This window comes from Microbacterium luticocti DSM 19459 (assembly GCF_000422405.1).
Classification (GTDB): Bacteria; Actinomycetota; Actinomycetes; order Actinomycetales; family Microbacteriaceae; genus Microbacterium; species Microbacterium luticocti.
This window is the reverse complement of sequence record NZ_AULS01000009.1, coordinates 85674-102848: the sequence shown is the minus strand read 5'-3', so window position 1 is coordinate 102848 and position 17175 is coordinate 85674. Positions and strand designations below refer to the sequence as shown.

Below are 17175 nucleotides of genomic sequence, written 5' to 3'. Positions count from 1 at the left end.
CCGCGGGCGGGAACCCACGGTCACAATCGCCGCGTCGGGTGCGTGCCCGCGGCGCGCGTTCGGCGCGCACCGAGGCAACGGATGCCACCGGCCGCGCGCTCACGCGCAGGCTGCGGCATCCGTCACCGCACGTCGCGCGCTCACGCGAGCTCGGCGACATCCGTCACGCCGCGGGCACGGCGTGCGTGCCGCAACGAGTCGACGGTGAGCACGACCAGCGCCACCCACACCAGGCCGAAGCCGATCCACCGTTCCAGGGGCATGTCTTCGTGCAGGATCGCGGCGCCGGTGATGAACTGCAGGATCGGTGTGAGGAACTGCAGCAGCCCGACCAGACTCAACGGAGCCCGGCGGGTCGCCGCGGCGAACAGCAGCAGCGGGATCGCCGTCACGATCCCGGCCAGGGCCAGCAGCACACCGTGCAGCGGACCGTATGCCGCGAGGGTGATGCCCGAGGTGGCCGACACCCAGACGAGCACAGCCACCGCGACCGGGGTCAGCCACGCGGTTTCGAGGGTCAGCCCACTGACCGCGTCGACCGAGGAGCCGACCCGGTTCTTCGCGAGACCGTAGAGCCCGAACGAGAAGGCGAGGGCCAACGCGATCCACGGCACGTGGCCGTAGCCGACGACGATGACCACGACGGCGATCAGCGCGATGCCGATGGCCGCCCACTGCGCGGGGCGCAGACGCTCGCGCAGCACCAGCACGCCCAGCAGCACCGTCACGATCGGGTTGATGAAGTAGCCCAGGCTCGCCTCGATCACGTGGCCGGTGAGCGTGCCGATGAGGTAGACCGTCCAGTTGACGAAGATCAGCACACCGGCAGCGGCCGTCCAGCCCAGCAGCCGCGGCTGTCGGACGATGCGTGCGAGCGCTGCCCACCCGCGGGTCACGGTGAGGGCGACGATGCAGAAGACCAGCGACAGCAGCACCCGCCAGGCGACGATCTCCCACGGGCCCGACGGCAGCAGTGCGAGGAAGTAGAGCGGGAACAGCCCCCAGAGCAGGTAGGCGACGAACGCGTAGACCCCGCCCGTCACCGTCTCGTTGCGCTGCGTCACCGCACCAGCCTAGTTGCGCCCTCCCCCGCCCATCCGCGCGTGTGACGCTGCACGGTTCAGCACGATCCGGGCGGTCGCCTGCTGCCCGTCCGCGCCTGGAAGGCGTGGCCCACACCGGCCATGCCATCTCGGGCGGGCGCCCGCGCGGGCACGACGCGTGACCGAATCCACGGGCCAGTCATCGAGACCGGGCAGGCGCCCACGCGGGCACGACACGGCCCGGGCATGACGAAGGGCCCGGATGCCAGGCATCCGGGCCCTGTCACACGATGGGTTCAGCGAACCACGACCGCCAGCACGTCGCGGGCCGAGAGGACGAGGAACTCGTCCGCGCCGAACTTCACCTCGGTCCCACCGTACTTGCTGTACAGCACCCGGTCGCCGACGGCGACGTCGAGCGGAACACGGTTGCCGTTGTCGTCGATGCGACCCGGGCCCACCGCGACGACCTCGCCCTCCTGGGGCTTCTCCTTCGCGGTGTCGGGGATGACCAGGCCACTGGCCGTGGTCTGCTCGGCCTCGACCTGCTTGATGACGATGCGGTCCTCGAGCGGCTTGATGGAAACCGACACGGTCTACCTCTTCCTTGTTGAGACTGAAGACTCGTTAGCACTCTGACGTGCCGAGTGCTGATCCCAGTTTAGGCATGCGTTGGCACTCACGCAACGCGAGTGCCAATCCGTGCGCCGCCCGTACCCTGGACTGATGGAGATGCGCGAGCTGACCGCCCTGCTCACCGCCGACGGACTGCGGCTGCTCGACGAGCTCGGGCCGGTCACGAGCACCACCGACGCCGCACGCGCGGTGTCGCGGCTGCGCGCGGCCGGGCACTCCCCCGACCTGGTGTCGGCCGTGGTCTCACAGGCGCGTCTGCGCGTGAAGGCCGCCGCGAAGTTCGGGGACTTCACCGACCGGATGCTGTTCACCCGGGCCGGCCTCGAGCAGGCGACCCGGCTGGTGGTGGGTGCGCACCACGCGCACCGGATGCGTGCCGCCGGCATCGGGCGGGTCGCCGACCTGGGGTGCGGGATCGGCGGCGACGCCCTCGCGTTCGCGGCGGCCGGGCTGCAGGTCGACGCCGTCGATGCCGACGAGGTCACCGCGGCGATCGCCGCGTACAACCTGGCGCCGTTCGCCGACACCGTGACCGTACGCCAGGGAACCGCGCAGGCGCTGCTGCCGGTGCCGCGGCCGCAGACGGCGACGGGTGCGCGCGGCGCGCACGCGTTCGGGGGCGACGAGCGGGGGCAGACTGAGGCATCCGCTCTCTCGGACGTCGACGCGATCTGGCTCGACCCCGCCCGCCGCACCGCCGGTCACAGCGAGACGGCGCGGGTGGGCGCCGACGACTACACGCCGCCGCTGGACTGGGTGTTCGCGGCGGCGGCGCAGTATGCCGCCGGCATCAAGCTCGGCCCGGGCCACGACCGCGACGCGCTGCCCGAGCACGCCGAGACGCAGTGGGTGAGCGCGGACGGCTCGGTCACGGAGCTCGTCGTGTGGACGGGCCGGCTCGCGCGCCCGGGAGTGCGTCGGGCGGCGCTGGTGCTGCGCGGCGACACGGCGCACGAGCTGACCGCATCGGACGACGCCGCCGACGCCGACGTGCGCGAGCTCGGCGCCTACCTGCACGAACCGGACGGGGCGGTGATCCGTGCCCGGCTCATCGGCGAGGTGGCGCGGCAGCTGCAGGGCGGGATGCTGGATCCGCACATCGCGTACATCACCGGCGACACCGCGGTGACGAGCCCGTTCGTGCAGTCGTTCCGCGTGCGCGAGACGCTGCCGGTCGGGGCGAAGGCCCTGTCGGCAGCGCTGCGGGCCCGTGGCATCGGCACGCTGGAGATCAAGAAGCGTGGCGTCGACGTCGACCCGGCGGCGTTGCGCCGCACGCTCTCGCTGCGCGGTGACGAGGCGGCCACGCTCATCCTCACGCGCGTCGGCACCACGCGTGTGGCCGTGCTCGCCGACCGTGTGGGCTGAGCGCGCGGGCTGACCGTGTGGGCTGAGCGCGTGGGCTGACCGTGTGGGCTGAGCGCGTGGTCTGACCGCGGGGTCGGCAGTTCTGTGACCGGCGCTGCGGCTGAGCCGGCTCACTCGAACGTGCTGAGCCGGCTGGTTTGCGCGGGCCGAGCGCGCGGCCCCGAATGGGCTGAGCGCGCCGCCTCGAACGTGCTGGGCCGGCTCACTCGAACGTGCTGAGCCGGCTCACTCGAACGCGCTGAGCGCGCCGTCTCGAACGTGCTGAGCGCGATGACTCGAGGGATACCGAGCCGGCTCACTCGAACGTGCTGAGTTGGCTCGCCGTCCAGAGCAGCCAGCCGGCGCTGTAGACCAGCGACAGCAGCGACAGCGCGAGCGCCCAGCCGGCCACGGCGCGACTGTCGAGCGGGCGGCGCAGCGCGATGATCGAGAGCACCACCCCGACGATGCCCACCGGAAAGCCCCATCCCACGAAGAACGACGCGGCCAGGGCGACGACCGCGGCGGCCAGTGCCCAGCCCGACAGCACGTGCCGCGGTTGCGGCTCGGGCTCGGCCCAGACGACCTCGCGCAGCGGTTCGGGCTCTTCGGACGGCCCGAGATCCACCTCGGGCAGGTTGAGGGGCGCCGTGGGCAGCCGCTGGAACCCGCCGCGGTGCTCCCCCGGGATCGCCGGGGCGGCCACCCCCAGGTCCACGTCGGGCGACGGCGGTGCGGTGTCGACACGAGGGGCGGATGCCACCGGCCCGGGCTCCGCCGTCGCGCGCGGCGGGTCGGCAGGTGCCGCACCTCGCGACGAGCCGGCGGCTGCGCCGTCGCGCGACGAGGCGGCAGGTGCGGAATCGCGCGACGAGGCGGCAGGTGCGGAATCGCGCGACGAGACGGCAGGTGCGGCATCACGCGGCGAGGCGGTGGGTGCGGCATCGTGCGACGAGCCGGCATCCGGTGCCGCCTCGTCCGGCACCGGTGTACCCCGCACGGTCTCGTCGCGCGCGCTCATGCGGCGGCTCCGGCATCCTGCCCCGCCACCTGGATCTCGGTGACGGGCAACGTGGAATCGGCGCCGAAGGCGAGCGTCGACGGGGCACGCCCCGAGGTGATCAACTGTGCGGCGAGTGCGGCGATCATCGCGCCGTTGTCGGTGCACAGGCTCAGCGGCGGGATCCGCACGGCCACGCCGGCGGCCGCCGCGCGCTCGAGCGCCACCTCGCGCAGCCGCCGGTTGGCGATCACGCCCCCGCCCAGCAGCAGCCGCGGCACGCCGAACCGCGCACAGGCGTCGAGCGCCTTGGTGACCAGCACGTCGACCACCGCGTCACGGAAGCTCGCCGCGACGTCGGCGACCGGCACCGGCTCACCGGCGGCCTCGCGCTGCTCGATCCAGCGCGCGACCGCGGTCTTCAGCCCCGAGAACGAGAAGTCGTAACGGTGCGCCGCCATGTCGGACGCACGCGAGAGCCCGCGCGGGAACCGGATGGCGGTGGCATCGCCCGACGCAGCCGCGCGGTCGATCTCGGGACCGCCGGGGTACGGCAGGCCGAGGATGCGCGCGACCTTGTCGAACGCCTCACCGGCCGCGTCGTCCATCGTCTCGCCGAGCAGTTCGACGTCGGTGGTCAGGTCACGCACCAGCAGCAGCGAGGTGTGCCCGCCCGAGACCAGCAACGCCACGGTCGGGTACTCGATCCGATCGCCGGTGAGCACATCGGCAGCGATGTGTCCGACCAGGTGGTTGACCGCGTACAGCGGCGTGCCGAGCGACACGGCGAGGGCCTTCGCGGCGCCGACGCCGACCATGAGCGCGCCGGCCAGGCCGGGGCCGGATGTCACGGCCACCGCGTCGAGGTCGGCCAGCGGGAGCGGGCCGTCGAGGCCGAGCGCCGAGCCCGCCTCGGCGAGTGCCGTCTCGATCGCCGGCTGCAGCGCCTCGAGGTGGGCGCGCGCCGCGACCTCGGGGATCACGCCGCCGTAGCGGGCGTGCTGCTCCATGCTGCTGGAGATGGTGTTCGACAGCAGGGTTCGGCCGCGCACGATGCCGATGCCGGTCTCGTCGCAGCTGGTCTCGATGCCCAGCACCAGCGGTTCACGCATCGCCCGTCACCTCCGTCTGTGCGCCTGCGGGCCGCGGCGCGCGGTCCGTGGCATCCCGCACCCCACAGACTTCGGAGGATCGCGCCATGTTCGGATCCTTCTGCCCGGACCGTCCGAGGTTCCCGGGATCCGTGGCATCCCGCACCTCACAGGCTTCGGACGATCGCGCCATGTGCGGATCATTCTGCCCGGATCGTCCGAGGTTCGCGGGGTCCTCCGAACCCTGTGCGTCGTCGGGGGCCGCGGAGGCCGCGGGACCCGCCGAGGCCGCAGAACTCGCCAGGTCCGGGGGAACCGCGGGACTCGCCGAGGCCGCAGACCCCGCAGACCCCACCGTGGCAACGAAACGCGCGGCTTCGGCGCGTGCGCGCAGGTCGGCCTGCATGACGATCGCGTCGACGTCGTCGGGCTGGTAATAGCGCGGGCGGCGCCCGACCTCGCGGAACCCCTCGGAGGTGTACAGGGCCTGCGCCACCGAGTTGTCGGCACGCACCTCGAGGAACAGGTCGCGCACCCCGCGGCGCGCGGCCTCGTCCATGAGCGCGGTCACGAGCATCCGCCCCCAGCCGCGGCCACGGGATGCCTCGGCCACCGCGATCGTCTGGATGTCGCCGTCGCGGGAGCCTGACACGGCCCGCAGGCCGGCGTATCCGACGAGTTCACCGGCATGGTCGACGACGAAGTAGTGGCCGTGCGGCGACGCGAGCTCGTCGCGCATCATGCGCTCGCTCCAGGCGTCGGTGGGGAACGACGCGTGCTCGAGTGCCATGATCGCGTCGAGATCGTCGGGCGTGGCGGCGCGCAGGCGGGCACGCTCGTGGGGGTCGGGCATCCGTGCGACCACCGGATCGGCGGCGTCGTTGCTGGGCGCTGTCGCGGAGCTCGCCTCGCCCGCGTCGCTGTCGGGCATCCGTGCAGCAGCCTGGTCGTCGATGCCGCTGTCGGGCATGCTTGCGGACCTCGGCTCGCCGGCGGTCATGAGGCGACCCGCTTGGGTGCGGACGGCACGGCGACATCCGGCGAGCGCAGGTACAGGGCGTCACGGGGTCCGATCTCGCGGCCGGCCGCCCGTGCGCGCGCGGCGACGAGCGCGAGCATCGCGGCCGAGGCCGTACGCGCGTCGTGCCGGCGGGCGCCGAGACCGGCCAGCACCTCGTCGATCTCGTCGCGCGGGGCGAGGGCGGGTCCTGTGACGCGGACGGGCAGGCCGTCGTCGTCGAGCCCGTCGTACACCGAGTATGCGTCCTCGCGGCGGCGCGCGTCGGTGACCACCGCGAACCGGGTGGCATCCGTCGTCTGCGTGAGCGCGTCGTGCAGCAGCGTCTCGAGCGCGATCGCGTCGTGGCTGACGACCGAGACGACCGGGATGCCGCGGCCCAGAGCGAACGCCCGCGCCGCGGCGATGCCGATCCGCAGCCCGGTGAACAGGCCCGGGCCCATGCCCGCAGCGACACAGGTCAGCTCGTCGGATTCGGGCACCTCGGCACACACCTGCTGCAGGAGGGTTCCGACGACCTCGGCGTGGCCGAGCGGGTCGGTGCTGTCGGCCTGCGCACGGATCACACCGTCGTCATCGATGATCGCGACGCTGGTGCCGAGCGAGGTGTCGATGCCGAGGATCACACATGACAGGGTAGTCGGCGGCGCCGCAGCCTCGGGCGCGGGCCGGACCGTCGGCTCGGGTCATGCCCCGTGGCGGGTGATCGTCACGGTCCGCGGGTCGGGCGCGTCCTGATCCTCGGGATCCCAGTCCGGCAGCGCACACGCCGAGTCTGCGCCGTGCCCACCGGTGGCCCGCTCGATCTCGACCTCCCACCAGAGCTCGCGCAGACCCTCGGCCATGCCGCGGCCCCACTCGACCACGACGACCGAGCCGTCCACGTCGATGTCGAGGTCGTCCAGCTCGGCGGCCGATCCCAGCCGGTACGCGTCGACGTGTACGAGCGGCGCACCGCCCACGAGCGACGGGTGGGTCCGCGCGATCACGAACGTGGGGCTCTGCACCGGGCCGCGCACCCCGAGCCCCTCGGCGATGCCGCGGGTCAGTGTGGTCTTGCCCGCCCCGAGCGGGCCCGTGAGCACGACGAGGTCCCCGGCCGACAGCATCCCGCCCATCGTGCGGCCCAGTCGCTCCATGTCAGACGCCGACGCGACCTCGTGCCGCCCGGCCAGGGTGTCCAGGCCGCTCACGTCCGTCCCTCCCGGCCGCTCACCGTGCGCCCTCCGGGCCGCTCACTGGGCACCCTCGGTGCACGAAACTCCTCCACATCGCATGCGCGATGCGCGAAAACGCCTCGATCCCGCGCTCCGGGCACCGGATCGGAGGAGTTCTGCACGCGCCGGCCCAGAGCCCCGGCGACGCTCACGCCGAGCCCAGAGCCGCCCACACCGCGACCGGCGCGACTCACGACGCCGCCTCGCGGCGCGGCACGCGCGGTCCGATCCGGGTGACGATCTCGTAGTTGATGGTGCCCGCGGCATCCGCCCACTCTTCGGCCCCCGGCACACCGAGCGTGGCGTCGCCGAACAGCACCGCCTCGTCGCCGATCTCGACCGGAGTGTCGCCGACGTCGACGATGAACTGGTCCATCGCGATGCGGCCCGATACCCGGAACCGCCGCCCCCGGATCACGACCGGGCCCGCGCCCGACGCCTGCCGCGGCACGCCGTCGGCGTATCCGATCGGCACGAGCGCGAGGGTGGTCTCGCGCGCGGTGCGGTAGGTGTAGCCGTACGACACGCCCTGCCCGGCGGGCACGCGCCGCACCGCGGCGACCGCGGCGCGCACCGTCATCGCGGGCCGCAGGCCGAGGTCGGCCGAGGTGCGGTCGTCGAACGGCGACAGTCCGTAGACGCCGATGCCGAGGCGCACACAGTCCAGACGGGTGTCGGGCAGGTCGATGGCGGCCGCGGTCGCGGCGATGTGGTGCAGGCGCGGCGCCAGTCCGGCGGCGGATGCCGCGGCCATCCCCTCACGGAACCGCGCCAGCGCGGCGAGGTCGTCGGCGTGCGAGGTGTTCGACAGATGGCTGAAGAGGCCCTGCACGCGCAGCCGGCCGATGCGTTCGAGCCGCGCGGCCTCGGCGAGGACGGCCGGCGCGTCGGCGGGTGCGATGCCGTTGCGCCCGAGCCCGGTCTCGAGCTTGAGGTGCACGGTGACGGGCCGGTCGGCGGATGCCGCAGCCGCCGCGCGCTGCAGTTGGTCCATGTTCGAGATGCCGAGCTCGATGCCGTGGGCGGCCGCCTCGTCGAACGCCGTCCCGGGTGCGTGCAGCCACGCGAGGATGGGAGCGTCGATGCCGCCGCGACGCAACTGCAGCGCCTCGTCGATGTCGGTGACGCCCAGCCGCGACGCCCCGCCGGCGAGCGCGGCGGCGGCCGAGCGCACGGCGCCGTGCCCGTACCCGTCGGCCTTGACGACGGCCATCACCTCGACTCCGAGCATCCGGCGCAGGTGCCGCACATTCGCGGTGATCGCGGCGGTGTCGATGACCGCTTCGCGCAGCACGCCGGGTGCGAGCCGGCTCATGCGTGCCTCCCGACGTCGGAGGATCGCGCGAAGTCCGGAGCATTCCGTTCAGATCGTCCGAGGTTCGCGACATCCTCCGAACCCTGTGAAGCCGTGCCAGCCGCGGCGGCCGCGCCGGGGCGGTCCGCCATTGTGCCGGCGGCGCCGGCGGCATCCGCCGCACCCGCGGCATCCGCGGGATTCACGGCACCGTCGGCATTCACGGCAGCCGCAGCATTCACGGCACCCGCGCCTGCCGCACCCGTCGCCTCGGCGACCACGTAGGCGATCGCCAGGCCGGCATCGTGCGACATCGACAGGTGCAGGATGTCGATGCCGCGCGAGGCGACGACGTCGGACGTCGTCCCGCACAGGGTGAAGCCCGGCTTGCCCTCGGGGTCCGACACGATCTCGATCTCGGTCCAATGCACGCCGTCCGAGCCGCCGAGCGCCTTGATCAGCGCCTCCTTCGCGGCGTACCGGGCGGCGAGCGAGCGGGCGGCGAGCGGGCGCTCGCCCGGCGCGAACAGGCGCGTGAGCAACCGCGGAGTGCGTGCGAGGGTGCACTCGAACCGCGCGATGTCGACCAGGTCGACCCCGGTGCCCACGATCATCCGGACTCCCCTCGCGCCGCGGCCGCGGCATCCTCGATCTTACGTGCCGGGATGCCACGCACCCGGCGCGCGCGGCGAGACCGATGCGGGCGTGCACGGCCGCGCGAGACCGCAACCGGTGAGTCTCCACGGCCGCGCGGGACCGAGACCGATGCGAGCGCGCACGGCCGCACGGGACCGTGACCGGCGGGTCTCCGCTGCAGCGCGAGACCGCGACCGGCGAGCCTCCACGGTCGCGCGAGCGTGACGCGGGCCGGCTCCCATGACCTTGCAGAGCCCGTGCCCGATGACCCTGCGGAGCGCGTTACCGGGCAGTCGCGCGCCGTCCCCGCACGGAACCGTGGCCGGCGAGTCTCCATGGCCGCGCAAGACCGAGACCGACGAGTCTCCACGGCCGCGCGAACCCGACGCCGGTCGTCCCCATGACCCTGCGGAGCCCGTTACCGACCCTGCCGAGCCCGGCACCGGGCAGTCGCACGCCGGCCCCCGGCAGTCGCACGCCGGTCCGGCCGGTCGGACTACTCGACGGTGACCGACTTGGCGAGGTTGCGCGGCTGGTCGACGTCCAGGCCCTTCGCGGTGGCCAGGCCCATGGCGAAGATGTGCAGCGGCACGACGGCCAGCAGCGGCTCGAACAGGGGACCTGCCAGGGGGATGTGCAGCACCTCGTCGGCGAACGGCAGCACCGCGGCATCCCCCTCTTCGGCGACCACGATCACCCGGGCGCCACGGGCGCGGATCTCTTGGATGTTCGAGACCACCTTGTCGTGCAACTGCGCCGAGAACACCGGTGAGGGCACGATCACGAACACCGGCTGCCCCGGCTCGATCAGTGCGATCGGTCCGTGCTTGAGCTCGCCGGCGGCGAAGCCCTCGGCGTGGATGTACGAGATCTCCTTGAGCTTGAGTGCGCCCTCGAGCGCGATCGGAAACCCGACATGGCGGCCGAGGAACAGCACCGAACGGGTGTCGGCCATCCAGCGGGCGAGCTGGGTGACCCGCTCCTGCTCGCGCTCGAGGATCCACGAGATCTTGCCCGGCACCGCCTCGAGCTCGGCCACCTGCTGCGCCTGCACGTCGGCCGGCAACGTGCCCCGCACGCGCCCGACATGCAACGCGAGCAGGTAGAGCGCGGTGATCTGCGCGACGAACGCCTTGGTCGAGGCCACGGCGACCTCAGGTCCGGCGTGCGTGTAGACGATCGCGTCGGACTCGCGCGGGATGGTCGCGCCCTGCGTGTTGCAGATCGACAGCGTCTTGGCGCCGCGCTCGCGCGCGTACTTCACGGCCATGAGGGTGTCCATGGTCTCGCCGGACTGGCTGATCGAGACCACGAGCGTGCCGGCGTCGAGCACCGGGTCGCGGTAGCGGAACTCGTGCGCCAGTTCGACGTCGACGGGCACCCGCGCCCACTGCTCGAGGGCGTACTTGCCGACCTGACCCGCGTAGGCGGCGGTGCCGCAGGCGATGACCACGATGCGATGGATGCCTCGGAACAGCTCGTCGAGGCCGTCCAGCTCGGGGATCGCCACGGTGTTCTCGCGCAGGCGTCCGCGCAGGGTGTTGGCGACGGCATCCGGCTCTTCGGACACCTCTTTGGCCATGAACGACGGCCAGCCGCCCTTCTCGGCGGCGGCGGCGTCCCAGGTCACCTCGAACGGTTCGACCTCGACCTCGCCGCCGTCGAAGTCGGTGACACGGACGCCGTCCGGGGTGATCGCGACGATCTGGTCCTGCCCGATCGCCAGGGCGCTGCGGGTGTGCTCGACGAATGCGGCGACGTCCGAACCGAGGAAGTTCTCGCCTTCACCCAGGCCGATCACCAGCGGCGAGTTTCGGCGGGCGCCGACCACCAGCCCGGGGTGGTCCTCGTGCATGGCCAGCAGCGTGAACGCGCCGTCGAGGCGGTTCACGGTCGCGCGGAAGGCGGCCTCGAGGTCGTCGCCGTTGCGGTGGTACTCGCGGGCCAGCAGCTGCGCGGCGACCTCGGTGTCGGTCTCGCTGGCGAAGACGGCACCGTCGGATTCGAGTTCGGCCTTGAGCTCGGCGAAGTTCTCGATGATGCCGTTGTGGATGACGGCGAGCTTGCCGTCGTCGGCCAGGTGCGGGTGCGCGTTGCGGTCGGTGGGGCCACCGTGCGTGGCCCAGCGGGTGTGCCCGATGCCCGTGGTGCCGTCGGGCAGCGGCGTGCGCGCCAGGTCGTCACGCAGCACGCTGAGCTTGCCGGCGCGCTTGCGCATGCCGAGGGTGCCGTCCTCGCCGATCACGGCGATGCCGGCCGAGTCGTAGCCGCGGTATTCGAGGCGGGCCAGCCCCGACATCAGGATGTTCTGGCTCGGGCGCGAGCCGACGTAGCCGACGATTCCACACATGGGCTCAATGCTACGGAGCGCCGATTGCGAGGGAACTGAACAAACGGATGCCGCGGGCCTGCGCCCGCGCCGGAGGTATGACCACGGGTTGGAGCACGAGCCGACGCCCGAAGAAGAAGCGGGGTCCTTGGAGAAGAGCCGTCGGGGACGGACCGGACTCACAAGGACCCCTGCCCACGCTCTCTGACGGGAACCGGTTGGGGTCGGTCCAGGTCATGCGCTGCTTGGGACAGCCGAGGACTGCGGGCACTTCATCTTATCCGACGACACATGACGCATCGGACGCCGAGATGATCACTTTTGGGGCTACCGCCCGCGCGCAGGATGTGCCATACTGCACCAAAGTCAGCTGTCTTCGGACGGTGTGGACCTCGCTCGTCGGGGTCTTCGGGACGGAAACCACCCGATTATTGGGAGTCGGTGTGGGGGTCTCTGACTGATCGTTGGGGACGCGGGACGCGAGTTCCGCGATGATCGGCGGATATCCGCTGCTTGGGGAACTGGGGACATGTTCAAGAGACGCTTCGTCGTTTCGCGCGTTCGCGCACGCATCAGCCGCACGACAGGTCGCAGGGCGCACAGATGAGCTCCGCGGCGCTCGACCTGAACGGATCGAGCGCCGCCGGCGCCCCTCGCACGATGCCGTTGCTCGCACAGCGGCTGACGCGGGAGCGTCGACACCGTGTCGGCATGGGGGCGACGGATGCCGTCGTCATCGCATGCGCGGCCGGTGCGGCGGCGTTCGTGTCGACGACCGACCCGGCGGCGATGCCGCCGGACGGTCGGCTTGTGGCGGCGGTGCTCGCCTGCGCCGCCTGGTGGGGCGCGCTCGTCCTGTTGCGCGGGCGTGCCCACCGGCGGGGAGCGGGTGAACGGTTCGAGACCGTCCCGATCGTGCACGCCACGATCATCGGCATCGCCGTGTTGGCGGTGGCGCAGCAGTTCACGCCGGAGCCGCTGTTGCGCCCGCACCTGCTGGTCACCGTGCCGGTGGGCGTGGCCCTGCTGCTGGCCACCCGCGCCGTGCGGGTGCTCGTCGAGCACACCCGTCAGGATGCGGCACTGGCCCCGCGGGCACTGGTCACCGGGCCTGCCGGGTGCGTCGCCGACACCGTGCGTGCCCTGCATGCCGATGCCCGGTTCGCCTTCAAGATCGTCGGCGTCGCCGTCGACGGCGCCGGTGCCGAGCTGGTGGTCGACGGCCACCGCCTGGCGGTGCTGGGGGGAACCGGGGCGGTCGCCGACCTGGCCCGGCGCCTGAGCGTGGACACGGTGATCGTGGCCGGCGGCATCGACGACGCCGAGCGGTTGCGCCGGCTGCGGTGGAGCCTCGAGGGCGCGGCGGCCGACCTGGTGCTGGCCACCCGCCTGGCCGACGTCGACCGCAAGCGCATCGACTTCGACCGCACACATTCGCTGGCCCTCACCCACGTGGCCCTGCCGACCTACGACCGGTCGACCCGGCGCGCCAAGCGCGTGCTCGACGTGGTCGTCGCCGCGATCGCGCTGGTACCGGTCGCACTGCTCACGCCGGTGATCGCCCTGTGCATCACCCTCGACAGCCCGGGCGGGGTGTTCTTCCGCCAGAAGCGCATCGGGCGTGACGGCGTGGCGTTCGACATCCTGAAGTTCCGCACCATGACGGCCGATGCCGAGCGTGACCGGACGCGGCTGCTCGAACGCAACGAGGGCGCCGGCCCCCTGTTCAAGCTCAGGGACGACCCGCGCATCACCCGCGTGGGTGCGGTGCTGCGCCGGTTCTCGCTCGACGAGCTGCCGCAGTTCTGGAACGTGCTGCGCGGCGACATGAGCGTCGTGGGGCCGCGGCCGCCGCTGCCCGACGAGGTGGCCGCGTACGACCCGGACGTGTTCCGTCGGCTGTACGTGCAGCCGGGCATCACCGGGCTCTGGCAGATCTCGGGCCGCAGCGACCTGTCGTGGGAGCAGAGCGTGCGGCTGGACCTGCAGTACGTCGAGAACTGGTCGCTGGCGACCGACCTGACGATCATCGCCCGTACGGCCGCCGCCATGGTCCGTCCGAGGGGGGCGTACTGATGTCGCGCACGACGATCACCCGCAACCCGCTGTACCACCGGCGCCACCCACTGCCCGCTCCCCCGGCGCCACGGTCCGACCCGGCGGCTCTCGACGAGCTGCCGCGCATCCTCATCGGCGGCACCCCGGTGCATCTGGTCGACGAGCGGGGTGCCCGCCGCGTCATCGCCCGCGCCATGCACGACGTCGACGGCCCACCGCTGGGCGTGTGCTCGGTCAACCTCGACCACGTGCACCACTTCGCGCACACCGCCGACCGGTTCGACGGTGCCGGGCCGGTGCGCTGGCTCGACCTCATCGACGGTGCCCCGGTCGCCGCGCAGGCGCGCCGCATGACCGGCACCGCGTATCCGCGGCTGGCCGGCAGCGACATCATCACCGGCATCCTCGACGACCTGGCGGTCGCCGGACTGTCGCTCGGGGTCGTGGGCGGCGGCGCCGAGGTGACCGGCCCGTTGCGCGAGCGGCTCGCCGCCGGCTGGCCCGGGCTGCGCTTCGCCGGCCACTGGACCCCACCTCGCGCCCAGCTCGAGTCGGCGGCGGGATGCCACGACCTCGCCGCCGACGTGCGTGCCGCGCGCGCGAACGCCGTGCTGGTGTGCCTGGGCAAGCCCCGGCAGGAACGCTGGATCGCCGAGTACGGCGCACTCACCGGCGCCCGGGGGCTGTTCGCGTTCGGGGCGGTGGTCGATTTTCTGGCAGGACGGATGTCACACGCGCCGCGGTGGGTGGCCGCCGCGCACGCGGAGTGGTTGTGGCGGCTCGCGCTCGAGCCTCGTCGTCTCGCACGGCGGTACCTCGTCGAGGGACCGCCCGCCTATCTGGCCGTGCGGGCGTCAGGCGCCTCCCCCAGCGAGCGCGGGCCGTCCACATGACGGTGTGTCCGCCCCACCCCCCAGTCTCGGGGCGGGCACATCGGGGGGTCCGGACCCGGACCCCCATGGGCGGGGGTCGGGTGTGGGGACGCCGGACCTCCCGCCCCGGGGGACAAGTCCCCGGCAGAAGGAAGACAGGGTGATCATGGACGGCACGGCAGCCAACACGGCGACCTTTCTGCTCGAGAACGCCGACCTCGACGCACCGGCGTGGATCGAGCACGGTCGCACCTGGACATATCGCGACGTGCATGCGGCCGCGGCCGACATCGCCGCCCGGTTGCGGGGTCGGCGCCTTCGACCGGGCACACCGGTGGGGCTGTATGCCGGCAACGGCCTGTTCTGGATCGCCGCCTATCTTGCGGTGTTCGCCGAGGGGCTGGTGGCGGTGCCGCTGGCCACGACGCTGGGTGCCGACGAGGCCGTGCGGCGTGCGGTGTGGGCGGGATGCCGCGTGCTGGCCTGTGGGCGGACGCAGCGCTCGGGCCTGGCCCGGCTCGCCGACGCCGCGGGACTGAGCGTGCTCGGCGAGCCCGACGCGTTCCCCGCCCGGCATGAGCCCGACCCGATCGACACGCGGGGCCTGCCCGAGCCGGCCGATGTGGGGGGTCTGCCGGCTGCGGCGGATGCGGCATCCGCTCGCCTGCACCCGGTGCCGGTGGATCAGGACGCCGACGCCGCCTATCTGTTCACGTCGGGCACGACCGGCACGCCGCGGGCGGTGCGCATCACGCATGCGAACCTGCGGGCGAACACCGAGTCGATCCTCGCGTACCTGCCGCTGACCGCGGCCGATCGCACCCTGGTGGTGCTGCCGTTCAGCTATGTGTTCGGCGCGTCGCTGCTGCACACGCACCTGCGCGCCGGGGCGGCACTGGCCCACCAGGCCTCGGCGGCGTACCCCGAGACCGTGGTCGACAGCCTGGCCGACTTGCAGTGCACCGGCTTCGCGGGCGTGCCCGCGGTGTTCCACGCGCTGGTGCGCAACAGCACGTTCACCACCCGGTCGCTGCCGGCACTGCACATCGTGCAGCAGGCGGGCGGGGCGCTCGCCCCGGCGGTGGCCGATGAGCTGGTGCAGGCGCACCCGCAGGCACAGCTGTTCGTCATGTACGGCCAGACCGAGGCGACCGCGCGGCTGTCGTATCTGCCGCCCGCCGAGCGCACGGCGCGCCGCGGATCGATCGGTCGTGGCATCCCGGGCGTGCAGCTGCGGGTGGTGGATGCCGGCGGCCACGACGTGCGGCCGGGTCAGATCGGCGAGATCATCGCGCGGGGGCGCAACATCTCGCCCGGCTACCTGCGCGACCCGGAGGCGTCGGCCCGCAAGATGGGCGACGGCGTGCTGCGCACGGGCGATCTGGCCACGGTGGACGACGACGGCTACATCTATGTGGTCGACCGGGTGGAGGACTTCATCAAGTCGTGGGGGCACCGCGTGGCCAGCACCGATGTGGAGGCCGCGGCGATGGAGCTGGCCGAGGTGGTCTCGGCCGTCGCCGTCGGGGTGCCCGACGAGCTCGCCGGCGAGCGCATCGAACTGGTGGCGGTGCTGCGGGACGGGTCGCAGCTGGACGAGCAGACGGTGCTCGCGCACTGCCGCCGCAGGCTGCCGCGGCACATGGTGCCCACGCGCGTGCGGCTGGTCGCCGAACTGCCGCTGAACGCCAACGGCAAGGTGCTCAAGCGCGCGGTGCGCGAACTGTGCCTGGTGCCGGGCCCGTCCGGCGCAGCGGTGACTGCCCTGGATGTGTCTGCCGTGGGGGGATCATGACGACCGTCATGCGGCGTCGTTCACGTCGGTGGCCGGTGGTCGCTGCGGCGGCGGTCGTGGCCGCAGCCGCCGCATTCTGGATGCTGGAGAACCCGCCCATGGACACCGTGTCGCCCGATCCTGCCCCCGTCGGCGAGCTGACCGTCGTGTCGGGCCAGCGCGTCTTCTTCGGCCATCAGTCGGTCGGCGCCGGCATCGTCGCGGGGCTGGCGCAGCTGTCGGCCGGCGCCGACCCGGCACCGGTGCTGGTCGAGACCGAGTCGGTGCCGCCGGTCGGCGACGGGTTCTTCGCACACGCGTACATCGGCCGCAACGGCGACCCGCTGGGCAAGATCGACGCGTTCCGCCGGGTGATCGAGGGCCCGCTGGGCGCGCGACTGGATGCCGCGGTGCTGAAGTTCTGCTACGTCGACATCACCGCCGACACCGACGTGCAGGCACTGTTCGATGCGTACGCCGAGGCGATGGCCCAGCTGCAGGCGGCCCACCCGCACATCCGGTTCGTGTACACGACGGTGCCCCTGACCACCGATCGCTCGTTCACCGCGAAACTCAAGGCCGCGCTCGGTCGTGACGACCAGGCCGGCCCCCGCGACAATCAGGCGCGGGAGCGGTACAACGCGCTGGTGCGGCAGCGGTACGGCTCGACCGGGGCGCTGTTCGACATCGCCGCCGTCGAGGCGACGCTCTCGACGCACCCGGCGGTGCGCACCGATGCCGCCGACGACTACGCCGTGCTCAACCGCGCACTGGCTGCGGACAACGGCCACCTCAACGAGTTGGGCGCCCAGCTGGCGGCGGCCGAACTGGTGCGGGTGCTGGCCCGGGGCTGACCGTGC

The 17175-nt window shown here is 72.8% G+C and carries 14 protein-coding genes and 1 pseudogene; 5 read left to right on the top strand and 10 right to left on the bottom strand.

Annotated features, from left to right (window positions below; all coding sequences use genetic code 11):
• Nucleotides 1–140 precede the first annotated feature (140 nt).
• On the bottom strand, nucleotides 141–1064 hold the full coding sequence (gene rarD / locus H577_RS0110635) for an EamA family transporter RarD (protein WP_036284640.1): 924 nt from the start codon (nucleotides 1062–1064) through the stop codon (nucleotides 141–143).
• A gap of 275 nt (nucleotides 1065–1339) precedes the next feature.
• On the bottom strand, nucleotides 1340–1636 hold the full coding sequence (gene groES, locus H577_RS0110630; protein ID WP_017203655.1) for a co-chaperone GroES: 297 nt from the start codon (nucleotides 1634–1636) through the stop codon (nucleotides 1340–1342).
• 133 nt (nucleotides 1637–1769) lie between these two features.
• Here groES and H577_RS0110625 point away from each other — a divergent pair, with 133 nt between their 5' ends.
• Entirely contained in the window at nucleotides 1770–3047 is a 1278-nt protein-coding gene (locus H577_RS0110625) for a class I SAM-dependent methyltransferase (protein WP_029145929.1), read from the top strand.
• A gap of 295 nt (nucleotides 3048–3342) precedes the next feature.
• Here the strand turns inward: H577_RS0110625 and H577_RS18120 are convergent, their stop codons facing one another.
• From H577_RS18120 to glmS, 8 genes and pseudogenes are all read right to left on the bottom strand, one after another.
• Nucleotides 3343–4047, bottom strand: a complete 705-nt coding sequence (locus tag H577_RS18120) for a hypothetical protein (protein WP_245570383.1) — start codon at nucleotides 4045–4047, stop codon at nucleotides 3343–3345.
• A complete protein-coding gene (gene tsaD, locus H577_RS0110615; protein WP_029145927.1) occupies nucleotides 4044–5138 on the bottom strand; it encodes a tRNA (adenosine(37)-N6)-threonylcarbamoyltransferase complex transferase subunit TsaD in 1095 nt (364 codons plus the stop codon). The genes H577_RS18120 and tsaD overlap by 4 nt, the downstream gene beginning before the upstream one ends.
• Nucleotides 5131–6087, bottom strand: coding sequence for a ribosomal protein S18-alanine N-acetyltransferase (gene rimI / locus H577_RS18225; protein ID WP_342664748.1), 957 nt, complete (start codon nucleotides 6085–6087; stop codon nucleotides 5131–5133). Before rimI ends, tsaD begins: the two co-directional genes overlap by 8 nt.
• Before the next feature lie 26 nt (nucleotides 6088–6113).
• The gene (gene tsaB / locus H577_RS0110605; RefSeq protein WP_029145926.1) at nucleotides 6114–6761 is read right to left on the bottom strand and encodes a tRNA (adenosine(37)-N6)-threonylcarbamoyltransferase complex dimerization subunit type 1 TsaB; all 648 of its coding nucleotides are present in this window, start codon (nucleotides 6759–6761) and stop codon (nucleotides 6114–6116) included.
• A 60-nt stretch (nucleotides 6762–6821) separates the two neighbouring features.
• Complete coding sequence (tsaE, locus tag H577_RS0110600) at nucleotides 6822–7328, bottom strand: tRNA (adenosine(37)-N6)-threonylcarbamoyltransferase complex ATPase subunit type 1 TsaE (protein WP_029145925.1); 507 nt, start codon at nucleotides 7326–7328, stop codon at nucleotides 6822–6824.
• Nucleotides 7329–7542: 214 nt separating this feature from the next.
• A complete protein-coding gene (gene alr, locus H577_RS0110595) occupies nucleotides 7543–8667 on the bottom strand; it encodes an alanine racemase (RefSeq protein WP_029145924.1) in 1125 nt (374 codons plus the stop codon).
• Nucleotides 8668–8912: 245 nt separating this feature from the next.
• A pseudogene (locus tag H577_RS18110) lies at nucleotides 8913–9260 on the bottom strand (holo-ACP synthase); the annotation flags it as partial.
• 518 nt (nucleotides 9261–9778) lie between these two features.
• Complete coding sequence (gene glmS / locus H577_RS0110585) at nucleotides 9779–11632, bottom strand: glutamine--fructose-6-phosphate transaminase (isomerizing) (protein ID WP_029145923.1); 1854 nt, start codon at nucleotides 11630–11632, stop codon at nucleotides 9779–9781.
• Nucleotides 11633–12214: 582 nt separating this feature from the next.
• Here glmS and H577_RS0110580 point away from each other — a divergent pair.
• From H577_RS0110580 to H577_RS16165, 4 genes are all read left to right on the top strand, one after another.
• Nucleotides 12215–13687 (top strand): sugar transferase, encoded by a 1473-nt coding sequence (locus H577_RS0110580; protein ID WP_036284633.1) that lies wholly within the window; start codon nucleotides 12215–12217, stop codon nucleotides 13685–13687.
• Nucleotides 13687–14562, top strand: coding sequence for a WecB/TagA/CpsF family glycosyltransferase (locus tag H577_RS0110575; protein ID WP_029145921.1), 876 nt, complete (start codon nucleotides 13687–13689; stop codon nucleotides 14560–14562). The genes H577_RS0110580 and H577_RS0110575 overlap by 1 nt, the downstream gene beginning before the upstream one ends.
• A 145-nt stretch (nucleotides 14563–14707) precedes the next feature.
• A complete protein-coding gene (locus tag H577_RS16170; RefSeq protein ID WP_084516132.1) occupies nucleotides 14708–16336 on the top strand; it encodes a class I adenylate-forming enzyme family protein in 1629 nt (542 codons plus the stop codon).
• Nucleotides 16333–17169 carry an SGNH/GDSL hydrolase family protein gene (locus H577_RS16165; RefSeq protein ID WP_156876625.1) on the top strand — a complete coding sequence of 279 codons (837 nt, stop codon included), beginning with the start codon at nucleotides 16333–16335 and terminating at the stop codon, nucleotides 17167–17169. Before H577_RS16170 ends, H577_RS16165 begins: the two co-directional genes overlap by 4 nt.
• Nucleotides 17170–17175: the final 6 nt, after the last annotated feature.

Excerpts from the sequence above, each read along its gene's own strand:
- H577_RS0110625 (WP_029145929.1), top strand. The coding sequence starts at position 1,770 with ATGGAGATGCGCGAGCTGACCGCCCTGCTCACCGCCGACGGACTGCGG.
- H577_RS18120 (WP_245570383.1), bottom strand. The coding sequence starts at position 4,047 with ATGAGCGCGCGCGACGAGACCGTGCGGGGTACACCGGTGCCGGACGAG.
- tsaD (WP_029145927.1), bottom strand. The coding sequence starts at position 5,138 with ATGCGTGAACCGCTGGTGCTGGGCATCGAGACCAGCTGCGACGAGACC.
- rimI (WP_342664748.1), bottom strand. The coding sequence starts at position 6,087 with ATGCCCGACAGCGGCATCGACGACCAGGCTGCTGCACGGATGCCCGAC.
- alr (WP_029145924.1), bottom strand. The coding sequence starts at position 8,667 with ATGAGCCGGCTCGCACCCGGCGTGCTGCGCGAAGCGGTCATCGACACC.
- glmS (WP_029145923.1), bottom strand. The coding sequence starts at position 11,632 with ATGTGTGGAATCGTCGGCTACGTCGGCTCGCGCCCGAGCCAGAACATC.
- H577_RS0110580 (WP_036284633.1), top strand. The coding sequence starts at position 12,215 with ATGAGCTCCGCGGCGCTCGACCTGAACGGATCGAGCGCCGCCGGCGCC.
- H577_RS0110575 (WP_029145921.1), top strand. The coding sequence starts at position 13,687 with ATGTCGCGCACGACGATCACCCGCAACCCGCTGTACCACCGGCGCCAC.
- H577_RS16170 (WP_084516132.1), top strand. The coding sequence starts at position 14,708 with ATGGACGGCACGGCAGCCAACACGGCGACCTTTCTGCTCGAGAACGCC.
- H577_RS16165 (WP_156876625.1), top strand. The coding sequence starts at position 16,333 with ATGACGACCGTCATGCGGCGTCGTTCACGTCGGTGGCCGGTGGTCGCT.